The 19,930-nt window shown below is 65.7% G+C and carries 17 protein-coding genes; 7 read left to right on the top strand and 10 right to left on the bottom strand.

Annotation, left to right across the window (positions count from 1 at the left end):
- The first annotated feature begins 24 nt into the window (after window positions 1-24).
- The 4 genes from ABW18_RS15720 to ABW18_RS15735 are packed head-to-tail and all read left to right on the top strand — an operon-like array spanning window position 25 to window position 3,666.
- Complete coding sequence (locus tag ABW18_RS15720) at window positions 25-975, top strand: ABC transporter ATP-binding protein (RefSeq protein WP_049699925.1); 951 nt, start codon at window positions 25-27, stop codon at window positions 973-975.
- Window positions 972-1,709: an ABC transporter permease gene (locus ABW18_RS15725; protein WP_049699926.1), complete on the top strand. Its 738-nt coding sequence runs from the start codon at window positions 972-974 to the stop codon at window positions 1,707-1,709. Before ABW18_RS15720 ends, ABW18_RS15725 begins: the two co-directional genes overlap by 4 nt.
- Entirely contained in the window at window positions 1,706-3,037 is a 1,332-nt protein-coding gene (locus ABW18_RS15730; RefSeq protein ID WP_235434411.1) for a sensor histidine kinase, read from the top strand. Before ABW18_RS15725 ends, ABW18_RS15730 begins: the two co-directional genes overlap by 4 nt.
- The gene (locus ABW18_RS15735) at window positions 3,034-3,666 is read left to right on the top strand and encodes a response regulator (RefSeq protein WP_049699927.1); all 633 of its coding nucleotides are present in this window, start codon (window positions 3,034-3,036) and stop codon (window positions 3,664-3,666) included. The genes ABW18_RS15730 and ABW18_RS15735 overlap by 4 nt, the downstream gene beginning before the upstream one ends.
- Here ABW18_RS15735 and ABW18_RS15740 read toward each other — a convergent pair.
- The 5 genes from ABW18_RS15740 to ABW18_RS15760 form a co-directional block, all read right to left on the bottom strand.
- Window positions 3,656-4,459 (bottom strand): polysaccharide deacetylase family protein, encoded by an 804-nt coding sequence (locus ABW18_RS15740; protein ID WP_049700097.1) that lies wholly within the window; start codon window positions 4,457-4,459, stop codon window positions 3,656-3,658. The genes ABW18_RS15735 and ABW18_RS15740 overlap by 11 nt on opposite strands.
- A 131-nt stretch (window positions 4,460-4,590) precedes the next feature.
- Window positions 4,591-6,111, bottom strand: a complete 1,521-nt coding sequence (locus tag ABW18_RS15745; protein ID WP_049699928.1) for an aldehyde dehydrogenase family protein — start codon at window positions 6,109-6,111, stop codon at window positions 4,591-4,593.
- Window positions 6,112-6,441: 330 nt separating this feature from the next.
- Window positions 6,442-7,599 (bottom strand): acetyl-CoA C-acetyltransferase, encoded by a 1,158-nt coding sequence (locus ABW18_RS15750; RefSeq protein ID WP_049699929.1) that lies wholly within the window; start codon window positions 7,597-7,599, stop codon window positions 6,442-6,444.
- 31 nt (window positions 7,600-7,630) lie between these two features.
- The gene (locus ABW18_RS15755) at window positions 7,631-8,461 is read right to left on the bottom strand and encodes an SDR family oxidoreductase (RefSeq protein WP_049699930.1); all 831 of its coding nucleotides are present in this window, start codon (window positions 8,459-8,461) and stop codon (window positions 7,631-7,633) included.
- A gap of 79 nt (window positions 8,462-8,540) precedes the next feature.
- Window positions 8,541-9,836, bottom strand: a complete 1,296-nt coding sequence (locus ABW18_RS15760) for an acyl-CoA dehydrogenase family protein (RefSeq protein ID WP_049700098.1) — start codon at window positions 9,834-9,836, stop codon at window positions 8,541-8,543.
- A 42-nt stretch (window positions 9,837-9,878) separates the two neighbouring features.
- Between ABW18_RS15760 and ABW18_RS15765 the strand changes: the two genes are divergently transcribed.
- Entirely contained in the window at window positions 9,879-11,558 is a 1,680-nt protein-coding gene (locus ABW18_RS15765; RefSeq protein WP_235434412.1) for a FadD3 family acyl-CoA ligase, read from the top strand.
- A gap of 12 nt (window positions 11,559-11,570) precedes the next feature.
- Here the strand turns inward: ABW18_RS15765 and ABW18_RS15770 are convergent, their stop codons facing one another.
- A complete protein-coding gene (locus ABW18_RS15770; RefSeq protein WP_049699931.1) occupies window positions 11,571-12,095 on the bottom strand; it encodes a VOC family protein in 525 nt (174 codons plus the stop codon).
- Window positions 12,096-12,160: 65 nt separating this feature from the next.
- Between ABW18_RS15770 and ABW18_RS15775 the strand changes: the two genes are divergently transcribed.
- Complete coding sequence (locus ABW18_RS15775) at window positions 12,161-13,021, top strand: helix-turn-helix domain-containing protein (RefSeq protein ID WP_083444426.1); 861 nt, start codon at window positions 12,161-12,163, stop codon at window positions 13,019-13,021.
- Window positions 13,018-14,535 (top strand): bifunctional aminoglycoside phosphotransferase/ATP-binding protein, encoded by a 1,518-nt coding sequence (locus ABW18_RS15780; protein ID WP_049699932.1) that lies wholly within the window; start codon window positions 13,018-13,020, stop codon window positions 14,533-14,535. The genes ABW18_RS15775 and ABW18_RS15780 overlap by 4 nt, the downstream gene beginning before the upstream one ends.
- A 17-nt stretch (window positions 14,536-14,552) precedes the next feature.
- On the opposite strand, the gene lysS is transcribed toward ABW18_RS15780, so the two are convergent.
- The 4 genes from lysS to ABW18_RS15800 all read right to left on the bottom strand — a co-directional run bounded on the left by lysS (window position 14,553) and on the right by ABW18_RS15800 (window position 19,908).
- Window positions 14,553-16,091 (bottom strand): lysine--tRNA ligase, encoded by a 1,539-nt coding sequence (gene lysS, locus ABW18_RS15785; RefSeq protein ID WP_049699933.1) that lies wholly within the window; start codon window positions 16,089-16,091, stop codon window positions 14,553-14,555.
- A 63-nt stretch (window positions 16,092-16,154) separates the two neighbouring features.
- A complete protein-coding gene (locus tag ABW18_RS15790) occupies window positions 16,155-17,069 on the bottom strand; it encodes a dioxygenase (RefSeq protein ID WP_049699934.1) in 915 nt (304 codons plus the stop codon).
- Entirely contained in the window at window positions 17,066-18,121 is a 1,056-nt protein-coding gene (locus tag ABW18_RS15795; RefSeq protein ID WP_200903276.1) for a maleylacetate reductase, read from the bottom strand. Before ABW18_RS15795 ends, ABW18_RS15790 begins: the two co-directional genes overlap by 4 nt.
- The gene (locus tag ABW18_RS15800; RefSeq protein ID WP_049699936.1) at window positions 18,118-19,908 is read right to left on the bottom strand and encodes an FAD-dependent oxidoreductase; all 1,791 of its coding nucleotides are present in this window, start codon (window positions 19,906-19,908) and stop codon (window positions 18,118-18,120) included. Before ABW18_RS15800 ends, ABW18_RS15795 begins: the two co-directional genes overlap by 4 nt.
- Between the last annotated feature and the right edge of the window lie 22 nt (window positions 19,909-19,930).

Consider the following 19,930-nt stretch of genomic DNA (forward strand, 5'->3'; position numbering starts at 1 on the left):
CGTGCGCGGCGGATCGTTGTACGTATGGCAATGATCGAAGTGGCAGGACTGACCAAGAGCTACGGCGACAAGCAGGTGGTCCGTGGCGTCGACCTCGAGATCGCCGAAGGCGAGATCTTCGGCATCCTCGGCCCCAACGGGGCAGGTAAGACGACGACCGTCGAGTGCATCGGTGGACTTCGCCGACGCGACGGCGGCCATGTGCGTGTCGCCGGGTTCGATCCGGCCGACGAGGGACGCGGACTCCGCGAGGCCCTCGGCATCCAACTGCAGGAGTCGCGCCTGCCCGAGAAGCAGACCGTCGGCGAGGCGATGCGGCTGTACTCCAGCTTCTACTCGGCACCGCGTGACTGGCGTGAACTACTCGACCGACTCGGTATGAGCGGCCACGAGGGGACCTACTTCGGCAAGCTCTCGGGCGGGCAGAAGCAGCGTCTGTCGGTGGCATTGGCACTCATCGGCAATCCGAAGGTGGCCATTCTCGATGAGTTGACCACCGGACTCGATCCGAGCGCGCGCCGTGAGGTGTGGGGTCTGCTCGAAGACCTCAAGGACACCGGCGTCACGCTCCTGCTGGTCAGCCACTTCATGGAGGAAGCTGAACGGCTGTGCGACCGCGTCGCCGTCATCGACGACGGGCGCGTCGTCGCCCTCGACACACCGGCAGATCTCGCGACCGCGGTCCAGGCCGACCAACGGATGTCGTTCATCCCGACGGCCGCCGTCGACCTCCACGCGCTCGCAGCGCTTCCCGACGTTCACCGCGTCGAGCGCACAGGTGAGCGGGTTCTCGTCACCGGAACCGACAACGTGGCGTCCGCCGTCATCATCGCGCTGCACGAACACGGCATCGCGTGCGGCAAGCTCCGCGTCGACCAACCGAGCCTCGACGACGCGTTCCTCGCGCTGACGCACGCGCCGAACCTTCATGTTGCCGCCACAACCGAAAACGATTCCGAAGGAGTACGACGATGAGCGCCACCACCGTGATGATCGGTTCCGAAGCGAAGCTGTTGGCCCGTAACCCGGGGGTTGTGATCTGGACGGTGATCCTGCCCGTCGCGGCGTCGATCATCATCGCGTCGATCCCCGCCGCGCGACAACCGCTCGACGAATTCGGCGGCCTGAGCGTGTTTCAGGTGTACCAGCCGATTCTGGTGCTGTTCGTCGTGGCGTTGCTCGCCGTCCAGGCGCTACCGGACGTACTCACGAGATACCGAGAGATGGGCATTCTCAAGCGATTACGCACTACTCCGGCATCTCCGAGTCTCCTGCTGATCGCGCAGTTCGTGTTGACCTCCGCCGTCTCGATCATGTGTCTCGCGCTGATCGTCGTCGTACCGGGGATCATCTCGGGGCAGTGGCCGCAACATCCCGTCGGGTTCATCGTCAGTTATGTGCTGACGGGTTGGGCTTTTCTCGGCCTGGGCATGGTGATCGCGTCGCTGTTCCGGAACGCGAAGGTCGCTGCGGGATTCGGCTCACTGGTGTTCTTCGTGTTGATGTTCTTCGCCGGATTGTGGGTACCCCGGGCGACGATGCCCGGGTGGTTGCACGTCACGTCGAACCTCACTCCGTCGGGAGCGGGAACACAAGCGCTCGTAGATACCGCGACGACGGGCTGGCCAGCGATCGGGTACTTCGGCACACTACTGGTGTGGGGCGCAGTGACCACCGCGATCGCGGTCCGGACCTTCAAGTGGGAGTGAACAGCCCATTCACCACCACTGCGCTGGCGCACGGCCTGTTCCGACGCAACCTCGAGCGTGAACCGCAGGGACGCTGGCGCGACTGTCGGCACGAGCTGACCTGGCCGGACATCATCGTGCCCCCCAGTGCCGAGGTGTGGACGCTTCGGGTTCTCTATCTCGTCGCGCTTGTCGTCGCCCAACTCGTGCCCGCGTCGTCGACACAGCATCTGGTGAGTGCCTCGGCGTTGATCGCGCTGATGGTCTTCACCGAGATCTGGACTCGCGTCAACATCGGGCCCATGTGGCGGCGTGTGGGGATCTTCGCTGTCACCACCACGCTGATCGCCGTCGCGATCGCCGCGACACCGATCGCAGGCATCGCGTCGTGGGCGGGTTACATGCTCTACGCGTCATTGTTCACCGGGCTCCCGATGGTGCTGACCATCAGTGTGTCGTGCGTGCTGATGACGGCGACGCAACGCTATGGCTGGGAGAACCTCGCCAATCCCTGGTGGGCGTCGGTACTCGCGTGGATTCTGAACTTCGTGATCGGCGTCGCCGTCGTAGTCGTGACCGACGCACGCGAGACATCCGTGATACGGCGCAACCAGCTCACCGAAGACCTCCTCGCAGAACGTTCTCGCACCGCCCGACTGCAGTCCGAACTCCTCGAGCAAGCACGACTCGTAGGCATCCGCGACGAGCGTTCCCGCCTCGCCCGCGAATTGCACGACACCGTCGCACAGGGATTCGTCGCGGTGGTCACGCAGTTGGAATCCGTCGACGAGGCTGAACTGTCCGACGCCACCCGCGACCGTGTGGACAACGCGAAAATGCTTGCGCGCGAAGGACTCGGCGAAGCGCGACGCGCGGTGAACGCACTCCGACCGCTCACACTGGACGCACAACCGCTACCCACCGCTGTACAGGATCAGCTCACCGCCTTTTCCAAGCGCAATCACATCACCGCGGTACTGCGGGTCGACGGCGACGCCCACGACCTCGGCGGCAGCGACGACACCGTACTGCGCATCCTGCAGGAATCACTGGCGAACATCGCCAAACACGCGGGTGCGCAGCAGGTCGTGGTGACGCTGACCTACCTCGACGACGAACTGCTGCTCGACATCCGTGATGACGGAGACGGTTTCGACGTCGACGCGGTACGACGATCCGCTCACAGCGGCTTCGGGCTGACCGGCATGGCCGAGCGCGCGCAGTTGCTCAGCGGCACCGTCGTCGTCGAATCCGATCCCGGTGCGGGTTGCGTTGTCTCCGTGTCGATTCCCACCGAGCGGTCGATTCCCACCGAGCGAAGCGATGTGCCGAAAGGAGTACCGCAATGAGCTCGCGGTCGGACCAGATCAGCATCCTCGTCGTCGACGATCATCCGGTGGTGCGCGACGGGATTCGCGGGATGCTCGAGCGCGAAGCAGACCTCACCGTCGTCGGCGAGGCGACCAGTGGCGACGAGGCGCTCACCCAGGTGGCCGCGCTGACACCCGACGTCGTGTTGATGGATCTGCGCATGCCGGGATCCGATGGTGTCGGGGCGATTCGCGCTCTGCGCGCAGCCGACCGCGACTGGCCGCGCATCCTGGTGCTGACGACGTACGACACCGACACCGACATTCACGCGGCCGTCGACGCGGGAGCCGACGGCTACCTTCTCAAGGCAACCCCGCGCGAGGATCTGATCTCAGCGGTGCGTCGTGCAGCAGCCGGCCACAGCGTTCTCGACCCGAGCGTGGCGGGAAGCCTGATGAGCCGCAACCGTGCCGACACCCTCACCGAACGAGAGCGAGAAGTGTTGCACGCCATCGCCGGAGGCGGCACCAACCGTCAGGTCGCCGCCGAACTGATGATCAGCGAGGCGACGGTGAAGACGCACCTGCTGCGGCTCTACCCGAAGCTCGGTGTCGCCGACCGTGCCGCGGCCGTGCGAGTTGCGTTCGAGCGCGGACTCATCCGGTGACGAAGTAGTCGTCGAGGGTGACCATGGTCAGCTTGCGTTCTCTGATGATCTCCGCCAGTTGTGGATAAATGTGCGTTACCGCAGGGTGATTGGCGTGCCCGATCACCACGGCCTGCTGGCGGAAATAGGTGCGCGCGTTGGCGATGATGTCTTGCTCGCGCAGTACCCGCTCGTCGCCCAACGTCCCGTACCACATGGTCGACGCCGTGTAGCCCTGGTCGGCGGCGACGCGATCGACCGCCGCATTGCGGTGTCCGTAGGGCGGACGATAGAACGGGGTGCCGTCGACTCCAAAGGTGTTCTGCAAGAAGCGCTTGTTGCGGTTGAGCTGGTCGGCGATCGCACTCTCCGACAATGAGGTCAACGAGGGATGCGTCCAGGTGTGGTTGCCCAACTGGATCTGACCCGATTCCACCAGCGGAACAAGCGAACTCCGATGGTCGGTCCAACTCTTGTAGACGCCGGTCACAAAGAACGTGAAGCGCGCACCGGTGTCCTGCGCGAACTTGATGTACGCGCCGACGACGTCCGACCGCACCCCGTCGTCGATGGTCAGCGCGAGATAGTTGCCGTGCCCGGGTAGCGCGGTAATCGGCCCCTTGGGGAGCGGCGCCTTGCTGGGCACAACGGGTGGGGGTGCAACGAGGGGCGGCGTGAGCAACTGCTCAGGCAAGCCCGGCAACCGGAGGTTCGGTGGAAGCCCCGGCGCCGCAGCGGCTTTCGATTCAGACAAACCGGATATCGCAACGACGGTGCCTGCCGCCAGTGCTGCGAGGAAATGGCGACGGTCCACGCCGTCCACTTAACAGCAGAGCCACTGGCCACACCAGTCACAAGAGGGGCACAGATGATTCATGGGTGGGTAAAGCCCCTGAAGGATCTACCCACCCATGACGGGGTGTGACGTCGCTGAGCCTGAATGGCTCAGCGCTTACGCGCCTTCTTCGCGGCGCGCTTGTTGAGCTTGCTCCAGAACTTGATCTGCCCGTTGGCCATTCGCGTGTCGCGCTTGGTGAACGGCGGCGCGATCATCTCGGCGACGGTGAACGGCATCGTCGAAAATGCCACTGCGCGTGCATGGCTGAACGTCTCGAAGCCGGTCTTGCCGTGGTAGGCGCCCATACCGCTGCGGCCGATGCCGCCGAAGGGCAGTTCCGCACCGAACATGTGCAGTGCGAAGTCGTTGCCGTTGATCGATCCACTGCGTGTGTTGTCGGCAAGCCGCTTGAAGTTGGCGTTGTCGTCGCCGCACCAGTACATGGTCAGCGGATGGGGATTCGCTGCGATGTGGGTGATCGCCTCGGTCAGATCGCGGTACGGGTAGACACTCAGGACCGGGCCGAACACCTCGTCGTCGGCGATCTTCATGCCTGCCTTGACGCCGGTGAGCAGCGTCGGCGGGATCTTGCGGCGCTCGGCTGACGGAAGCTGCTCGCCTCCCGGGATCACCTGCCGCTTGGTCGCACCGAGCTCGACGGCGTCGTCGATCAGTCCGACGATGCGGTCGTAGTTCTTCTGGTTGATCGTCGACGTGTAGTCGGAGTTGTCGTAGATCGTCGGGAAGCTCTTGGTCCAGTGGGCGATGACCTTGTCGGTGAACTCACCGAGCTTTGCCTCGGGAACGAACACGTAGTCGGGGCACAGACACACCTGTCCGCCGTTGGCCATGCGGGCCTCGGCCAGCATTTTCGCGGCCTTGCCGATGTCTGCCGAGACGTCGACGACGGCCGGGTTCTTGCCACCCAACTCGAGCGTCACCGGCACGAGGTTCTTGGCCGCCTCCTGCGCCACCGACGACCCCACCTCGGGCGAACCGGTGAAGAACAGATGGTCGACGGCGAGCTTCGCGAAGTCGGAGCCCGAACCATGCTTGGGCGTGATCACCGCGAGTTCTTCGATCGAGAAGTAGTCGGGTGCGTGCCGCGCGATGACCTCGGTGGTGCGGGCGGTGATCGACGACGGCCGCATCAGCACGCGGTTGCCTGCCGCGAACGCCGAGGCCGCGGGTACGAACGTCAACTGCAGCGGGAAGTTCCACGGCCCCATGATCCCGACCACGCCGAGCGGATCGTGCCGCACCCGCTGCTTGAACCCGATCAACCCCTGCACCCGCGCCGACGGGGTCTCCTTCATCCATTCCTTGACACCACGGCGCTGGTGGGTGATGTCGATGAGGCAGCCGGCGACGTCGGCCGTGATGCTCAATTCGGCTGGGCGCGTGCCGAAGTCGGCGGTCAGCGCCGCGCAGATCTCGTCGGAGTTGTCGAGCAGGAGTGACCCGAGCCGCGTGATGCGGTCGATGCGCGTGTTGGCATCCGGGATGCCGTCACGCAGGAACGCGGCCTGCTGGATCTCGAGCAGTTCGGCCATCGAGTGAGCCTCCGACGAGACCCCCTTCTCGATGCGTCGACCCGCTCCGGTCGTCACGTCCGCAGGCTTGGTCATGGTGGCTCCTTGAGGATCTACGGGTACTCGGGGGCATAGTCGAATGAGACACCGCCCCGATTGTGTATCACATGCTATGCCGTAGATCACACGAATGCGAGCGCGGGTCGACGGCGCACACCCCGCCTACGCACAGTCGACCCGGGCGAGCCGTCGACTGGGCGCTCGAGCGTGCCGACTGTGCGCCCGAGACCGTCGACTGTGCGCTTAAAACTGCCGACTGGGCGCACGAGAACCCTGACTGTGCGCTCGAGAGTGTCGACTGGGCGCCCGAGAGTGTCGACTGGGCGCCCGAGAGTGTCGACTGGGCGCTCTAGATGATCGACTGGGTCAGCCGAGGCGCTCGATGATCGTGACGTTGGCCGTGCCGCCGCCCTCGCACATGGTCTGTAGGCCGTAGCGGCCGCCGGTGCGCTCAAGTTCGGCCAACATCGTCGCGAAGAGCTTGGCCCCCGTGGCTCCGAGAGGATGCCCGAGCGCGATTGCCCCGCCGTTCGGGTTGACGCGCGCCGGGTCGGCGCCGGTCTCCTTCAACCAGGCGAGGACTACCGAGGCGAACGCCTCGTTGATCTCGACGACGTCGATGTCGTCGATGCTCAGCCCCGACTTGGCCAGCGCGTACTTCGTCGCGGGGATGGGCGCGGACAGCATCATCACGGGGTCGTCGCCGCGGACCGAGATGTGATGGATGCGGGCACGCGGGGTCAGGCCGTACTCGGCGAGCGCCTGCTCGCTGACCACCAACGCGGCCGACGCCCCGTCGGAGATCTGCGACGCCACTGCCGCGGTCAGCCGCGAACCGTCGGCGAGCGGAGCTAGCCCGGCCATCTTCTCCAACGACGTCTCACGTGGGCATTCGTCGACGACGCAGTCGGCCAGTGGGACGGTCTCGCCGTCGAACCGTCCCTGTGCGATAGCGGCTTTGGCCCGCTGATGTGACTGCAGCGCCCAGGCCTCCATATCCTCGCGGCTGATGTCCCACTTTTGCGCCATCAGGTCGGCGCCGACGAACTGCGAGATCTCGGCGTCGCCGAATCGTTCGCGCCAGCCGACGGATTCGGCTGTCGGCGTGGTGAATCCGAACTCCTGGCCGGCAATCATGGCTTGCGAGATGGGGATTGCGCTCATGTTCTGCACACCACCGACCACGACGACGTCCTGCGTCCCACTCATCACACCCTGCGCTGCAAAGTGGATGGCCTGTTGGCTCGAACCACATTGACGGTCGACGGTGGTCCCGGGTACCTCCAGCGGCATTCCTGCAGCCAGCCATGCGGTTCGGGCGATATTGCCCGCCTGCGGACCGATTGCGTCGACACACCCGAAAACGACGTCGTCGACGACTGCGGGATCGATTCCTGTCCGACTGACGAGTGCGGAGATGACATGCGCACCCATGTCGGCCGGATGCGTCTTGGCCAGCGAGCCGTTGCGTTTGCCGACGGGCGTGCGAATGGCGTCCACGATGTACGCCTGTGGTGTGCTCATGAGAACTCCTGATAGATAACGGTCTTCGCGCTCAGGCGCGCTGACTGGAGATGGACACCACTTCGCCCGTGAGATAGGTGGTGTAGTCGCTGGCGAGCATCGCGATGGTGGCCGCGACCTCCCATACCTCGGCCGCGCGGCCGTAGGCCTCGCGCTGCGCAAGGTCGTCGAGCAGTTCGTCGCTGGTCACCTTCGCAAGGAAGGGATGCTTGGCAATCGACGGAGCAACAGCGTTGATACGCACCCCGAAATCGGCAGCCTCGACGGCTGAACAGCGCGTCAGTGCCATCACTCCCGCCTTGGCGGCGGCGTAATGTGCCTGTCCGCGTTGGGCTCTCCACCCGAGGACCGATGCGTTGTTGACGATCACGCCACCATGCTCGACGGCACGGAAGTAGCGGAGCGCGGCCCGCGTGGCCCGGAACGTCCCGGCGAGCGTTATGTCGACGACGCGGTCCCACTCCTCGTCCGACATGTCGGCGACGGGTGTCTCACCACCGAGGCCGGCGTTGTTCACCAACACGTCGATGCGGCCGAGTGAGTCTGCGGCACTTGCGATCAGCGCATCCACATCGGCAGTGGACTGCACATTGCACACCACCTTGCCGACAGTCTGACCGTCGAACTCGGCAGCGAGTTGGTCGGCGGCCTCGCCCAGTCGTCGCTCATGCCAGTCACTGAGCACGACGTCGGCGCCCTCGAGTAGCGCACGCCGCGCCGTCGCGAATCCGATACCCGTACCTGCCGCCGCGGTCACGACCACCTTGCGTCCCAACAACAATCCGTGGCCCGGCGTCTCCTCCGGAGGTGTTGCCAACGGCGACCTCGCACCATCGACCTGACTCGACGTCGTTTGCGTCATCGTGTCCCAACCTCCCGTAGTGATTCCACACTCGTACCTCGTCGTGCTTCATTCATGCTCGCGCCTCGCTGTGCCCTCTTCACGCTCGTGCCTCGCGGGGTAGGCCGAGTACGCGCTCGGCAATGATGTTGCGCTGCACCTCGTTCGAGCCGCCGTAGATGGTGTCGGCACGGGTGAAGAGGAACAGGCGTTGCCACTCGTCGAGTTCGACGTTCTCCGGATCGTGAATGTCGTTGAGGTGGCCCTCGACGGTCTCGCTGGGCCCGATCAACGACGCCGGACCCGCCACCGCCATCGCGAGCTCGCCGAGGTCTCGATGCCAGTTGGCCCACAACAGCTTTGCCACCGAGGCTGTCCCCGCAGCGGCGGCCGCACCCCAGGTCCCCCCGGAAACTGTCGCGTCGTCGTCGAGTGTCCGTTGCGCATTGGCGCGCATCGCGCTCAGCCTGATGCGGGCGCGCACGAGGCGTGCGGCTATCTCCGGATTCTCGAGAGCTCCGTTGGCTCTTGCCATCTCGGTGATCGCGTCGAGTTCACGCGCGAAGCCCACCTGCTGTCCCAGCGTCGAGACGCCACGCTCAAACTGCAGCAGCCCCATCGCGACCCGCCAACCGTCGCCGGACTCGCCGACGATGAGGTCGGCGTCGGTGGTCGCGTCGTCGAAGAAGACCTCGTTGAATTCCGATGTTCCAGTCAGTTGCTGGATCGGCCGCACCGTGACGCCGGACTGGTCGATCGGAACCAACAGGAAACCGAGCCCCTTATGACGCGACGAACCAGCTTCGGTACGCGCCAGCACGAACACCCATTGCGCCACATGCGCGAGCGACGTCCAGATCTTCTGTCCGTTGACATGCCAACGCGCGCCGTCGTCGGAAAGTCGGGCCGTCGTGGAGACGCCCGCGAGATCGGAGCCCGCCCCGGGTTCGGAATAGCCCTGGGCCCACAGCTCGGTGACGTCGACGATTCCAGGAAGGAAGCGCTGCTTCTGCTCTTCCGTACCGAACTCGATCAGCGTCGGGCCGAGCAGCTCCTCACCGAGGTGATTCACCCTCGCAGGCGCGTTCGCGCGCGCATACTCCTGATGGAAGATGATTCGCTGCTCGAGTGTCGCGCCACGGCCCCCATACCGCGTGGGCCAACCGAGGCATGTCCAGCCGGACGCCGCGAGGTGGCGATCCCACGCCAGCCGCTCGGCGAAGAACTCGTGCTCGCTCCCCGGCCCACCCCGACCCTTGAGCGAGGCGAAGTCGCCGACGAGATTCTGCGCCAGCCACTCGCGCACCGCTCGCGTGAACTCTTCGGTCGCGTCGGGCGTGCTTCGCACCCATTCGCCCAGGTCGACGGCACGATCGGCAAGGTTGATCGACGTCATGATCGCTAGCATAACCTACCAAGCATTTGTTAGGTTATGGCCATGGAGTCGATAGTCACCAACGGCGACGCACAGTCGGCGCGACAGAGCGCCCAGTCGACGGGACAGAGCGCCCAGTCGGCGGGACAGAGCGCCCTGTCGGCGGGACAGAGTGCCCGGTCGACGGGAGAGAGCGCCCAGTCGACGCCCGCGGCGCTGATCCGGGCGGCGCGGACCTGGCCGGCGCAGCAGGCGATCGTCGACCGCCAGTGGAGTACAAGGGGTGCAGGCGTCGAGCTCACGTATTCGGAGCTGCTCGAGTGCGTCCGTGAGTTCGCCGCGGCGCTTGTCGCATCGGGTTTCGAGGCTGGCGACAGGGTGGCCATCTGGTCGCCCAACAGCTATCACTGGCCGATCGCCGCATTGGGCATCCAGTACGCGGGCGGGGTGCTGGTCCCCCTCAACACCCGCTACACGGCGACCGAGGCCGTCGACGTGATCGAGAGAGCTCAGGTGTCGGCGGTGGTGGTGTCGGGCGAGTTCCTCGGCGTCGACCACGCGGCGGAACTGCTTGCCGAGCATCGCGGCTCGCTGCCTGACCTCGTGGTGCGGGTACCGCTCGACGGGTCGGCGCCAGCACCCGAGGGCAGCGTCGACTGGTCGGACTTCGTCACGCGTGCCACCGACGAGACGCGTGCCGAAGCGGATCGTCGAGCAGATACTGTTGCGCCAGAAGATATCTCCGACATTCTGTTCACCTCAGGGACCACCGGGAAGTCGAAAGGCGTTCTGGCCGAGCACCAGCAGACCATCGCGGGCGCGCGGGCGTGGGGAGCCAACGGACTCCTGAGTCCAACCGATCGCTACTTGATGGTGAACCCGTACTTCCACACGTTCGGATACAAGGCGGGCATTCTGCCGTCGATTCTCTTCGGGACGACGATGATTCCGCTCGCGGTCTACTCCCCCACCGAAGCCATGCGGGTCGTCGAATCAGAGCGTGCGACAGTCTTTCCGGGTGCGCCGACCATCTTCCAAACCATCCTCGACGACCCCGCGCGCGCAGCCCACGACCTGTCGTCGCTTCGCCTGGTGGTGACCGGCGCGGCCATCGTGCCGGTGGTGCTGATCGAGCGTATCCAGCGCGACCTCGGCGTCGACACGGTGATCACCGCCTACGGCCAAACCGAATCCAGCGGCTTCATCACCACGTGCACCCCCGATGACGACGACGTCACGGTCGCGACAACGTGCGGCAGAGCCTTCGACGGCATGGAGATCGCGCTGTCGGACCAGGGCGAGGTGCTCACTCGTGGCGCGATGGTCATGCGTGGCTACCTCGACGATCCCGCGGCGACCGAAGCGACCATCGACGCCGACGGGTGGTTACACACCGGCGACGTGGGTGTGATCGACGAGCGGGGGAATCTCCGGATCACCGACCGGCTCAAGGACATGTTCATCTGTGGAGGGTTCAACGTGTACCCCGCCGAGGTCGAACAGACGCTCGCACGCCTCGACGGAGTCACCGAAACCGCTGTGATCGGAGTTCCCGACGACCGACTCGGCGAGGTGGGGCGGGCCTACGTGACGATCCACGACGCTGCCCACCTCACCGAGAACGACGTACTCTCCTATGCGCGAACACATCTCGCGAACTTCAAGGTTCCCCGATCGGTGGTGTTCGTCGACGCGTTTCCCCGCAACGCGTCGGGCAAGATACTCAAACGCGAACTGCGCTGAACTCCAACTCGTTCACGAATCGGACTGCGATGCAGCCCATTCGGCGACGCGCTGGGCGCTCTGCTCTTCGGAGAGATCCTCGACGCGAGTCATCACCGACCATCGCACCCCGAACGGATCGAGGATCGACGCGAACCGGTCGCCCGAGACGAAGGTCGAGAGGGGCTCGCGGACCGTCGCGCCAGCGGCTTCGGCCTTGGCCACCACCTCGTCGGCGCTGGGGCAGTAGAAGCCCAACGAGTAGCACGCGGCAGGCCCGTCGGGCGCGGCGATCAGGCCGTACTCCTCGTTGGGCTCGCCGAGTTGCAGGTGGCCGGTGCCGAAGTCGAGGTCGGCGTGCACGACCACGCCGCTGAACTCCGTGGCATCGACCAGTCTCGCCCCGAAGACGCTGGTGTAGAACTCGATTGCCTGCTTCGCATTCGGTACGGCGATGAACGGGGTGAGACTCGTCAGGCCGTGCGGGATGCCGTCGGTGGTGTGGTCGCCGGTGACGCCGGTCGTCGGCTCGGTGGTGGTGTTCTGCTGTGTTGTCATGCGTTTCACGCTAGGGATCGTGTGCGGTGCGCGGCTTGTAGATTTGCGACGACTATCGTGGACGCATGCCCGTCAGCGGAGCCGACCACTCCGGCGCCCCAGACACCCGCGCCCCAGACACCCCAGTCACGGACACCGCAGACACCCGCGGGGTGCTCTACCCCGCTCGCCTGCCCACCTTCGACCGCGTCGGCGCGCCCGACGACCTCTCGTCGATGGTCTCGTGGTTCTGGATACCCCAGTGGAGCCTTGCGCCCGGACGGACGTCGCGGCAGAACATTCTGCCGTTTCCCGCGTGCAACCTCGTCGTCGAACCTGATGCGGTGCTAATTGTCGGGCCGTCGACTCAGCGCACACACCGCGATCTGACCGGCTCCGGCTGGGCCGTCGGGGCATTGCTGCGACCCGCGGGCGCTGCCGCGCTCGACGTTTCGCCACGATCTCTGCGCGACACCGCGCAACCCTTCTGCGCGCCCGATCTGTTCCAATCTATCTCTGCAACAATGACTGTCGATCAACCCGACGTGTCCGATGCCGCGTCACACTTCGCGTCGTGGCTGCGTGAACACGCGACGCCGCCCCAGGAGTCGGCACTGCTCGCGAACGAGATGCAAGACCTGATCGCAGCGGATCGCAGCATCGTCCGCGTCGACGACCTCGCACGCGAGATGTCGATGTCGGTGCGCACACTGCAGCGCATCGCCGATCGCCACATCGGTCTCTCCCCATTGGCAGTCATCCGCCGATACCGATTGCAGGAGGCCGCGGAACGGCTGCGCGACGACCCGACGATCACCCTCGCCGACGTCGCCGCCGACCTCGCATACACCGATCAGGCGCACTTCTCCGCCGACTTCCGGCAGACCCTCGGCATGCCTCCAGGCGAATACCGCCGCGCCGTGGCCGAATCCGGTACGGACTCATGAACGACACGGCACGAGCCGAGGACCTGCTGGCCCAGGTCGGCGCCCTCGACCCTGACTCCCCGACCAGAAGCATCGTCACGCACGGCGCGGTGATCGTGCTCAACGGTCATCGCGCGTGGAAGCTCAAACGACCGGTTCGGTTGCGCTACTTCGACTTCAGTACGCCGGAGCGGCGTCGAGCAGCGCTTGACGCCGAACTCCGGCTCAATCGACGCTTCGCTCCCGGTCTCTATATCGCGGTCCACGCGATCCGACGCGCCCCAGACGGTTCGCTCTCGTTCGACGGCGCGGGAGAGATCGTCGACCACGTCCTGGAGATGACGCGCTTCGACGACGACGCACTGATGGTCAACTACGCACATCCGGGTGGCCTCGACGACGACCTGCTGCAGCGACTCGCGATGCGCGTCGTCGAACTACATCAGGGATCTGAGATCAGTGCGGATTCCCATGGTGCGCAACGATTGCAGGAGGTCGTCGACGGAAACCTCGCGAGCATGGCGGTGTTCCCGGAGATCATCGAACCCGTTGTGGCACAAAACCTCACCGACCGAATCACGGCACTCATCACAGAAAGTCGTGACCTCCTCGACGCTCGAGCACGCGGCGGACGCGTTCGCCACTGTCACGGCGACCTGCATCTCGGGAACGTCGCGATCATCGACGGCGAGCCGATTCCGTTCGACTGCTTGGAGTTCGACGCGGAGCTTGCCACGACCGACGTCCTCTACGATCTCGCGTTCCTCGTGATGGACCTGTGGGCGCGCGGGCTACGACACGAAGCCAACGTCGTCGCCAACACCTACTTCGATCATGCGACATTCGATGGTTCTATCGACGACGAGGAGGCATTCCGCCTGCTGCCGGTACTGCTCGCGGTACGTGCCACCGTGCGCGCACACGTCGCGGCAGCCGAGCACGACGTCGAACGCGCACACGAATACCTCGCGCTTGCACTGGGTTTCACCGACTTCTCGCTCCCGCAACTTGTCGCGATTGGCGGCGGTTCCGGTACCGGGAAGTCGACGATAGCGCGGGCGGTCGGAGGCAGTCTCGACCCCGCTCCGGGCGCCCGCATCCTCCGCACCGACGTACTGCGCAAACGTCTTGCGGGAGTAGGTATCGCGGACAGGCTCCCGCGGTCGGCCTACACCGACGCCGCGCGGGCAGCGGTGTACACCGAGCTGTTCCGGCTCGCCGAAGCAGACCTGCGCGGCGGAATGAGCGTCATCGCCGACGCCGTGTTCGGCCGAAGAAGTCAGTCCTCGGCAATAGCCGACGCAGCCGAGCGCGCGGGCGTCGACTTCACCGGAATCTGGCTGGAACTACCTGAGGCCGAGCGCATTTCACGTATCGAACATCGCGGACTCGACGCCTCGGACGCCGACGCGACTGTCGCACGCAGGCAGAGTGAGACGCTCGAACTGCCCGACGAGCGCTGGCGGCGCGTCGAGGCGTCGGGCGGCGTCGAATCCGTGGTCGCCGCGAGCGGGCTGGGTGCTGATCGCGGCTGAGGACGGCGTCTGGCAGCTCAGTCGCGCAGCGGCTTGACCAGCGGGAACAGGATTGTTTCGCGGATGCCCAGGCCGGTGAGCGCCATCAGCAGACGGTCGATGCCCATGCCGGTGCCCGCCGTCGGGGGCATGCCGTACTCCATCGCGGCGAGGAACTCCTCGTCGAGTCGCATGGCCTCGTCGTCGCCGGCGGCAGCGAGGCGTGCCTGGTCGACGAAGCGCTCACGCTGGATGACCGGGTCGACGAGCTCGGAGTAGCCGGTGGCCAGCTCGAAGCCGCGGACGTAAAGGTCCCACTTCTCGACGACGCCCGGCACGCTGCGGTGCGCGCGCACCAGCGGCGACGTCTCGACGGGGAAATCGCGCACGAACACGGGTTGCGAGAGTTTCTCGCCGACCATGTGCTCCCACAGTTCCTCGACGAGCTTCCCGTGACCGTAACCCTTGTCCTTGGGCACCTCGAGGCCGACGCGGGCGGCGATGGCGAGCAGCTCGTCGACGCTGGTCCCGGGATGCTCCGGGCCGCCGTCGGGAACGATCTCCTGGCCGAGCGCCTCCGAGAGCGACGGGTACATCTCCAACGAGGTCCACTCGCCGGAGAGGTCGTAGGTGGTGCCGTCCGGCATTTCCGGCGTGAGCGTGCCGATCGCGCCGAGTGCCACCTCCTGGATGATCTCGCGGGTCATCGTCGCGGCGTCGTCGTAGGTGCCGTAGGCCTGGTAGGTCTCGAGCATCGCGAATTCGGGCGAATGGGTGGAGTCGGCGCCCTCGTTGCGGAAGTTGCGGTTGATCTCGAAGACGCGCTCGATTCCGCCGACCACGGCCCGCTTGAGGAACAGTTCCGGCGCGATACGCAGGTAGAGGTCGATGTCGAAGGCGTTGGAATGGGTCACGAACGGCCGTGCCGCCGCGCCGCCGTGCAGCGTCTGCAGCATCGGGGTCTCGACCTCGAGGAATCCTCGGGTGACGAGTGCCTTGCGCAGCTCGGCGATCACCGAGATACGGGTCCGCGCAGTCTCACGTGCTTCCGGACGCATGATGAGGTCGACGTAGCGCTGACGGACGCGCGTCTCCTCGTTCATCTCCTTGTGCGCAACCGGCAACGGGCGCAACGACTTCGACGCCATCGCCCAGTCGTCGGCCATCACCGACAGTTCGCCGGTACGCGAGCTGATGACCTCACCGTGGACGTAGACGATGTCGCCGAGGTCGACGTCGGACTTCCATCGCGCGAGCGACTCCTCGCCGACCCCGTTGAAGCTGATCATCGCCTGGAGCTGGGTACCGTCGCCCTCCTGCAGCGTGGCGAAGCACAGCTTGCCCTTGTTGCGCAGGAAGATCACACGTCCGGCGACGCCGACGTTCGTGCCCGTCTCGGTGCCCGCTTCGAGGTCGGGGTGTGCCTCGCGGATCTCGGCGAGGCTGTGCGTACGGCCGATCGACACCGGATAGGCCTCGCGTCCCTCGTCGAGGATGCGGTCGCGCTTCTCCCGACGGATACGCAGTTGCTCGGGCGTCTGGTCGTCGTTTTCGGTGGTCGAGGGGTGATCACTCACTCCCGAACCCTATCGGATCGGCTTTTCCCGCCGGTGCGGGACCGACGCCGCCCGGCGCTGCGGTCACACACCGGTCGGCGCCAACACGATGTCGAATCTAGTGCGCGACCAGCTACCGGTCACCACCCTGCCGTCGGGTGTCGGCGTCCCAGCGGGCTGTTCGACGAAGTCGTGCACGAGGGAGTCTTTCACTCCGAACACCGAATCAGAGCCCAGCAGCCGATCGCCGCGAACAAAGATGTGCGTCACGAGCGTGCGGCATCCCTCGTGCGACACCATGAAGTGCAGGTGAGATGCCCGCATCGGGGACCGACCGACCGCGGCGAGCATCTCACCGACCGGACCGTCGGCCGGGATCGGATACGGAGTGGGTGTCACGCCCCAGAACCGGTACGACCCATCCGCGCCGGTGAAGAGATGCGCGCGACCGGCGACCCGATCATCGTCGTACTGCACGTCGTAGAAGCCGTCCTCGTCGGCCTCCCATACCTCCACCCGCGCGCCGTCGAGCGCGTTCCCGAGGTGATCGCGAACGGTTCCCTCGACCCAGCACGGCTGACCCGACGCACCGGCCGCGATGTCGCCGCCGTCGGGTATCCGCGGCGAGTCGTCGACGAAGAACGGCCCGAACACCGTCGCCTCGGTCGCGTCGCCGTAGGCGGCGTTGTTCACGGCGATCGTTTGCATCGACGCGCCCAATACGTCGGAGAGCAGGATGAACTCCTGACGACGGTCATCGGTGATGTGTCCGGCGCGGGTGAGGAAGTCGATGGCGGTGCTCCATTCGGCCTCGGTGAGGCGGGTTTCCCGGATGAAAGCGTGCACGTGTTCGACAATGCCGATCATCAACTCCCGCAGCCTCGGATCGGCACAGTGTTCGAAGGAGGCCACGACGTCGGCGATGAGTTGCGCTTCGCGTCGCTGCTGCTCGTCGACCGAGTCGACGGCACGGTCCACAGTGGAGTCGGTGGTGCTCATGTGATCGGTGTTCCTTTCCATGCGCGGCGAAGCAGCGCTGCGAGGTTGACTTCGGTCAGCTCGACCGGGTTGCCGGCGGGCATGACGCCGATGATGGCGAGCGCAGCACGTTCGATTCCGGCTTCGGGCATACCGAGTTCGGCCAGTGAGCGCGGCGCATCCAAGCGCTGGTAGAGGTCGGCAAGTCCGTCATTGGCTGTGGACGAACCCAGCGCTCTGGAGATGCGGGTATTCGCGGCATCGTCGGCGGGTGCGTTGAGCGCCACGACGTGCGGCAGCACGACGGCATGGGTCTGCGCGTGGGGCAGGTTGAACATGCCGCCCAAGACGTGGCAGACCTTGTGGTGCAGCCCGGAACCCGCCGATGCGAACGCGACCGCGGCCAGATATGCGCCGTACAGGGTGCGCTCCCGTCCGGAGATTGCGCCGGGATCGTCGACGATCTCCCCCAGTCCATACGCCAGTGACCGGATGGCCTCCTCGGCCAGCGCCTGATCGATCGGATCCGACCGCGGTGCCCACATCGAATCCACCCCGTGGGCCAGTGCATTCAGCCCGCTGGCCACCGCCATGTTTGACGGCATCGACGCGGTCAACGTCGCGTCGTAGATCACCGCGCGCGGCAGCACCCTCGGGTCGACGCCGGTGCTCTTCGTAGCGTTCTGCGTCATCCCCCACATATCGGTGGCCTCCGATCCGGCGAAGGAGGTAGGCACCGCGATGATCGGCAGCCCGGTGGTCAGCGCCACCGCTTTGGCCAGCCCGATTGCCGACCCGCCGCCGACACTCATCACCGCATCGACATCGGCGATCTTGGCGCGCTCTCGTGCGGTGTCGGCGAGTTCGACGGGCACGTGCATGGTGACCTCATGCTGCCGAATCGCGACCGGCAGGCCCTCGGCGAGCCTGTCAGCGTGCCCGCCGGATGAGCCGATCAGCATCAACCGTCGGACCCCGAGCCGTTCCACTTCGTCTGACACCGCACGGGCTGCATCGTCGGGAGCGAACACCACTCGCTGAGGATTGCTGACGTGCACGAAACTCATCGTCATGTGCGGCACAGCAATTGGGTCATGGCAGCACGCAGCGCGGCCTCCGGATCGGTCGGCAGGTCTTGTGACCGCCAGGCCACATGTTTGTCCGGCCGGATCAGCAGCGCACCGGCCTCGCCGACTTCGCGCAGCCTGGCCCAGTCGAAGTAGAGGTCGGTCACCTCGCGTCCGGGCCCGATCACGATGGCCTCCAACGGGATTCCCATGGTCGCCGACACCTTCGCGGCAGCCTCCTCCCACTGCTCGCCTGCCACGCCGGTGATCAGGGTCCAGCGACGGTAGGGTGCAAGATCCATCGTGGCGAGCTTGGTGTTCTGATCTCCGACCCAAGCGTGCGGCAGGTGGGCACCAGGGCTGGTCGACATGACGTGATAAAGATCCGGATCGAGGCTCGGTGGTGGCGACGTTCCATCGGAGATGACCGCGTCGGACTGATAGAACTGACCGAGTTCCACTCCGTGAGCGTTGAACTCGTAGTTCTTGGTCTCCATGGCGTCGACCAGTGCGGCGCGCATCGCGGCACCTTCTGGGGTGTTCTCCTTGCGACGGTTCATGGCCGCAGCCATCTCTGCCGGGTCGGTCAGTCCCTCGATATCGAGTGCAGTGAAGATGTCTGCGAACTCTCGCGCCGACCGATTCGCCCGTGTGACAATGCGTTTGGCGACCGGCGCCCGTTCAGCGGTGTAGGTGTCGAGCAGTCCCTGCCCGGCCTGACCGGACAGCACGGCGGCGATCTTCCACACCAGGTTGTAGGAGTCCTGGATGCTGGTGTTGGACCCCAGTCCGTTGCTGGGCGGATGGCGGTGCACGGCGTCGCCCACGCAGAACACCCGTCCGCGCTGCAAATTCGTCGCATACATTTCGTTGACGCCCCAGAGGCTGTAGCCGGTGATCTCCGGTTCCAGATCCGGCATGCCGAGTAGATCGCGGACGATCTGGGTGGCGGCGGCATCGTCGAGAACCGGTGGCGGCTGGTTGATGTCGTAGCCCCACACGATCAGCCACTCGTTCCACGGCCGGACCATCCGGACCAGTCCGGTGCCGATGCCACCGACGTTGGAGCCGGGCTGGATGACCCAGTAGAGGACACTCGGGCGGTGGTCGACGAGGGCGGCGATGTCGGCGGTGAAGGTGATGTTCATCGACCCGGCGATGTCCATCGCCCCCTCGAACGGCAGGTCGATGTCGGCGGCGATCTGCGAGCGGGCGCCGTCGGCCCCGATCAAGTACTTGGCGCGGATGCGGTAACGGTGGGCGGTGAGTCGGTCGAGGACTTCGACGGTCACCCCGTCGTCGTCCTGGGTGTGCGAGAGGTACTCGGTGGAGAACCTGGCCTGCGTACCGCGAATCGTGGCGTTGCGCACCAGAATCGGCTCGAGGTAGGTCTGCGGGATATCCACCGTCAGGCATGGCGAAGCGAGCTGGTAGTCGGCCTCCCGGTCGGGACGGGTGCCCCAGGTGCGGATTCTGCCGATCTCCTCGCCGGCGATTGATGTGCAAAACACCGTGTCGCCGACGAGGTCGTGCGCGGTGGCGTCGACCAATACCTGGTCCTCGATGCCCAGGTCTCGAAAGACCTCCATCGCACGCTGATTGGTGATGTGCGCACGCGGCGTGTTGGCCGTCCAGCGGTACTTGGTGATCATGATGTTGTCGATGCCGAGTTCGCTGAGCATCAGCGACGCGGCCGCCCCGGACGGTCCGGATCCGACGACGAGCACATCGGTTTCGACCACCTGGCCGGTGGGTATCTCGGTCTGGGCCATGCCGTCGTCGAATGCAGGCATTGGTGGCCACCTTTCCACGACC

The sequence above is a fragment of the Gordonia jacobaea genome (assembly GCF_001186365.1).
Classification (GTDB): domain Bacteria; phylum Actinomycetota; class Actinomycetes; order Mycobacteriales; family Mycobacteriaceae; genus Gordonia; species Gordonia jacobaea.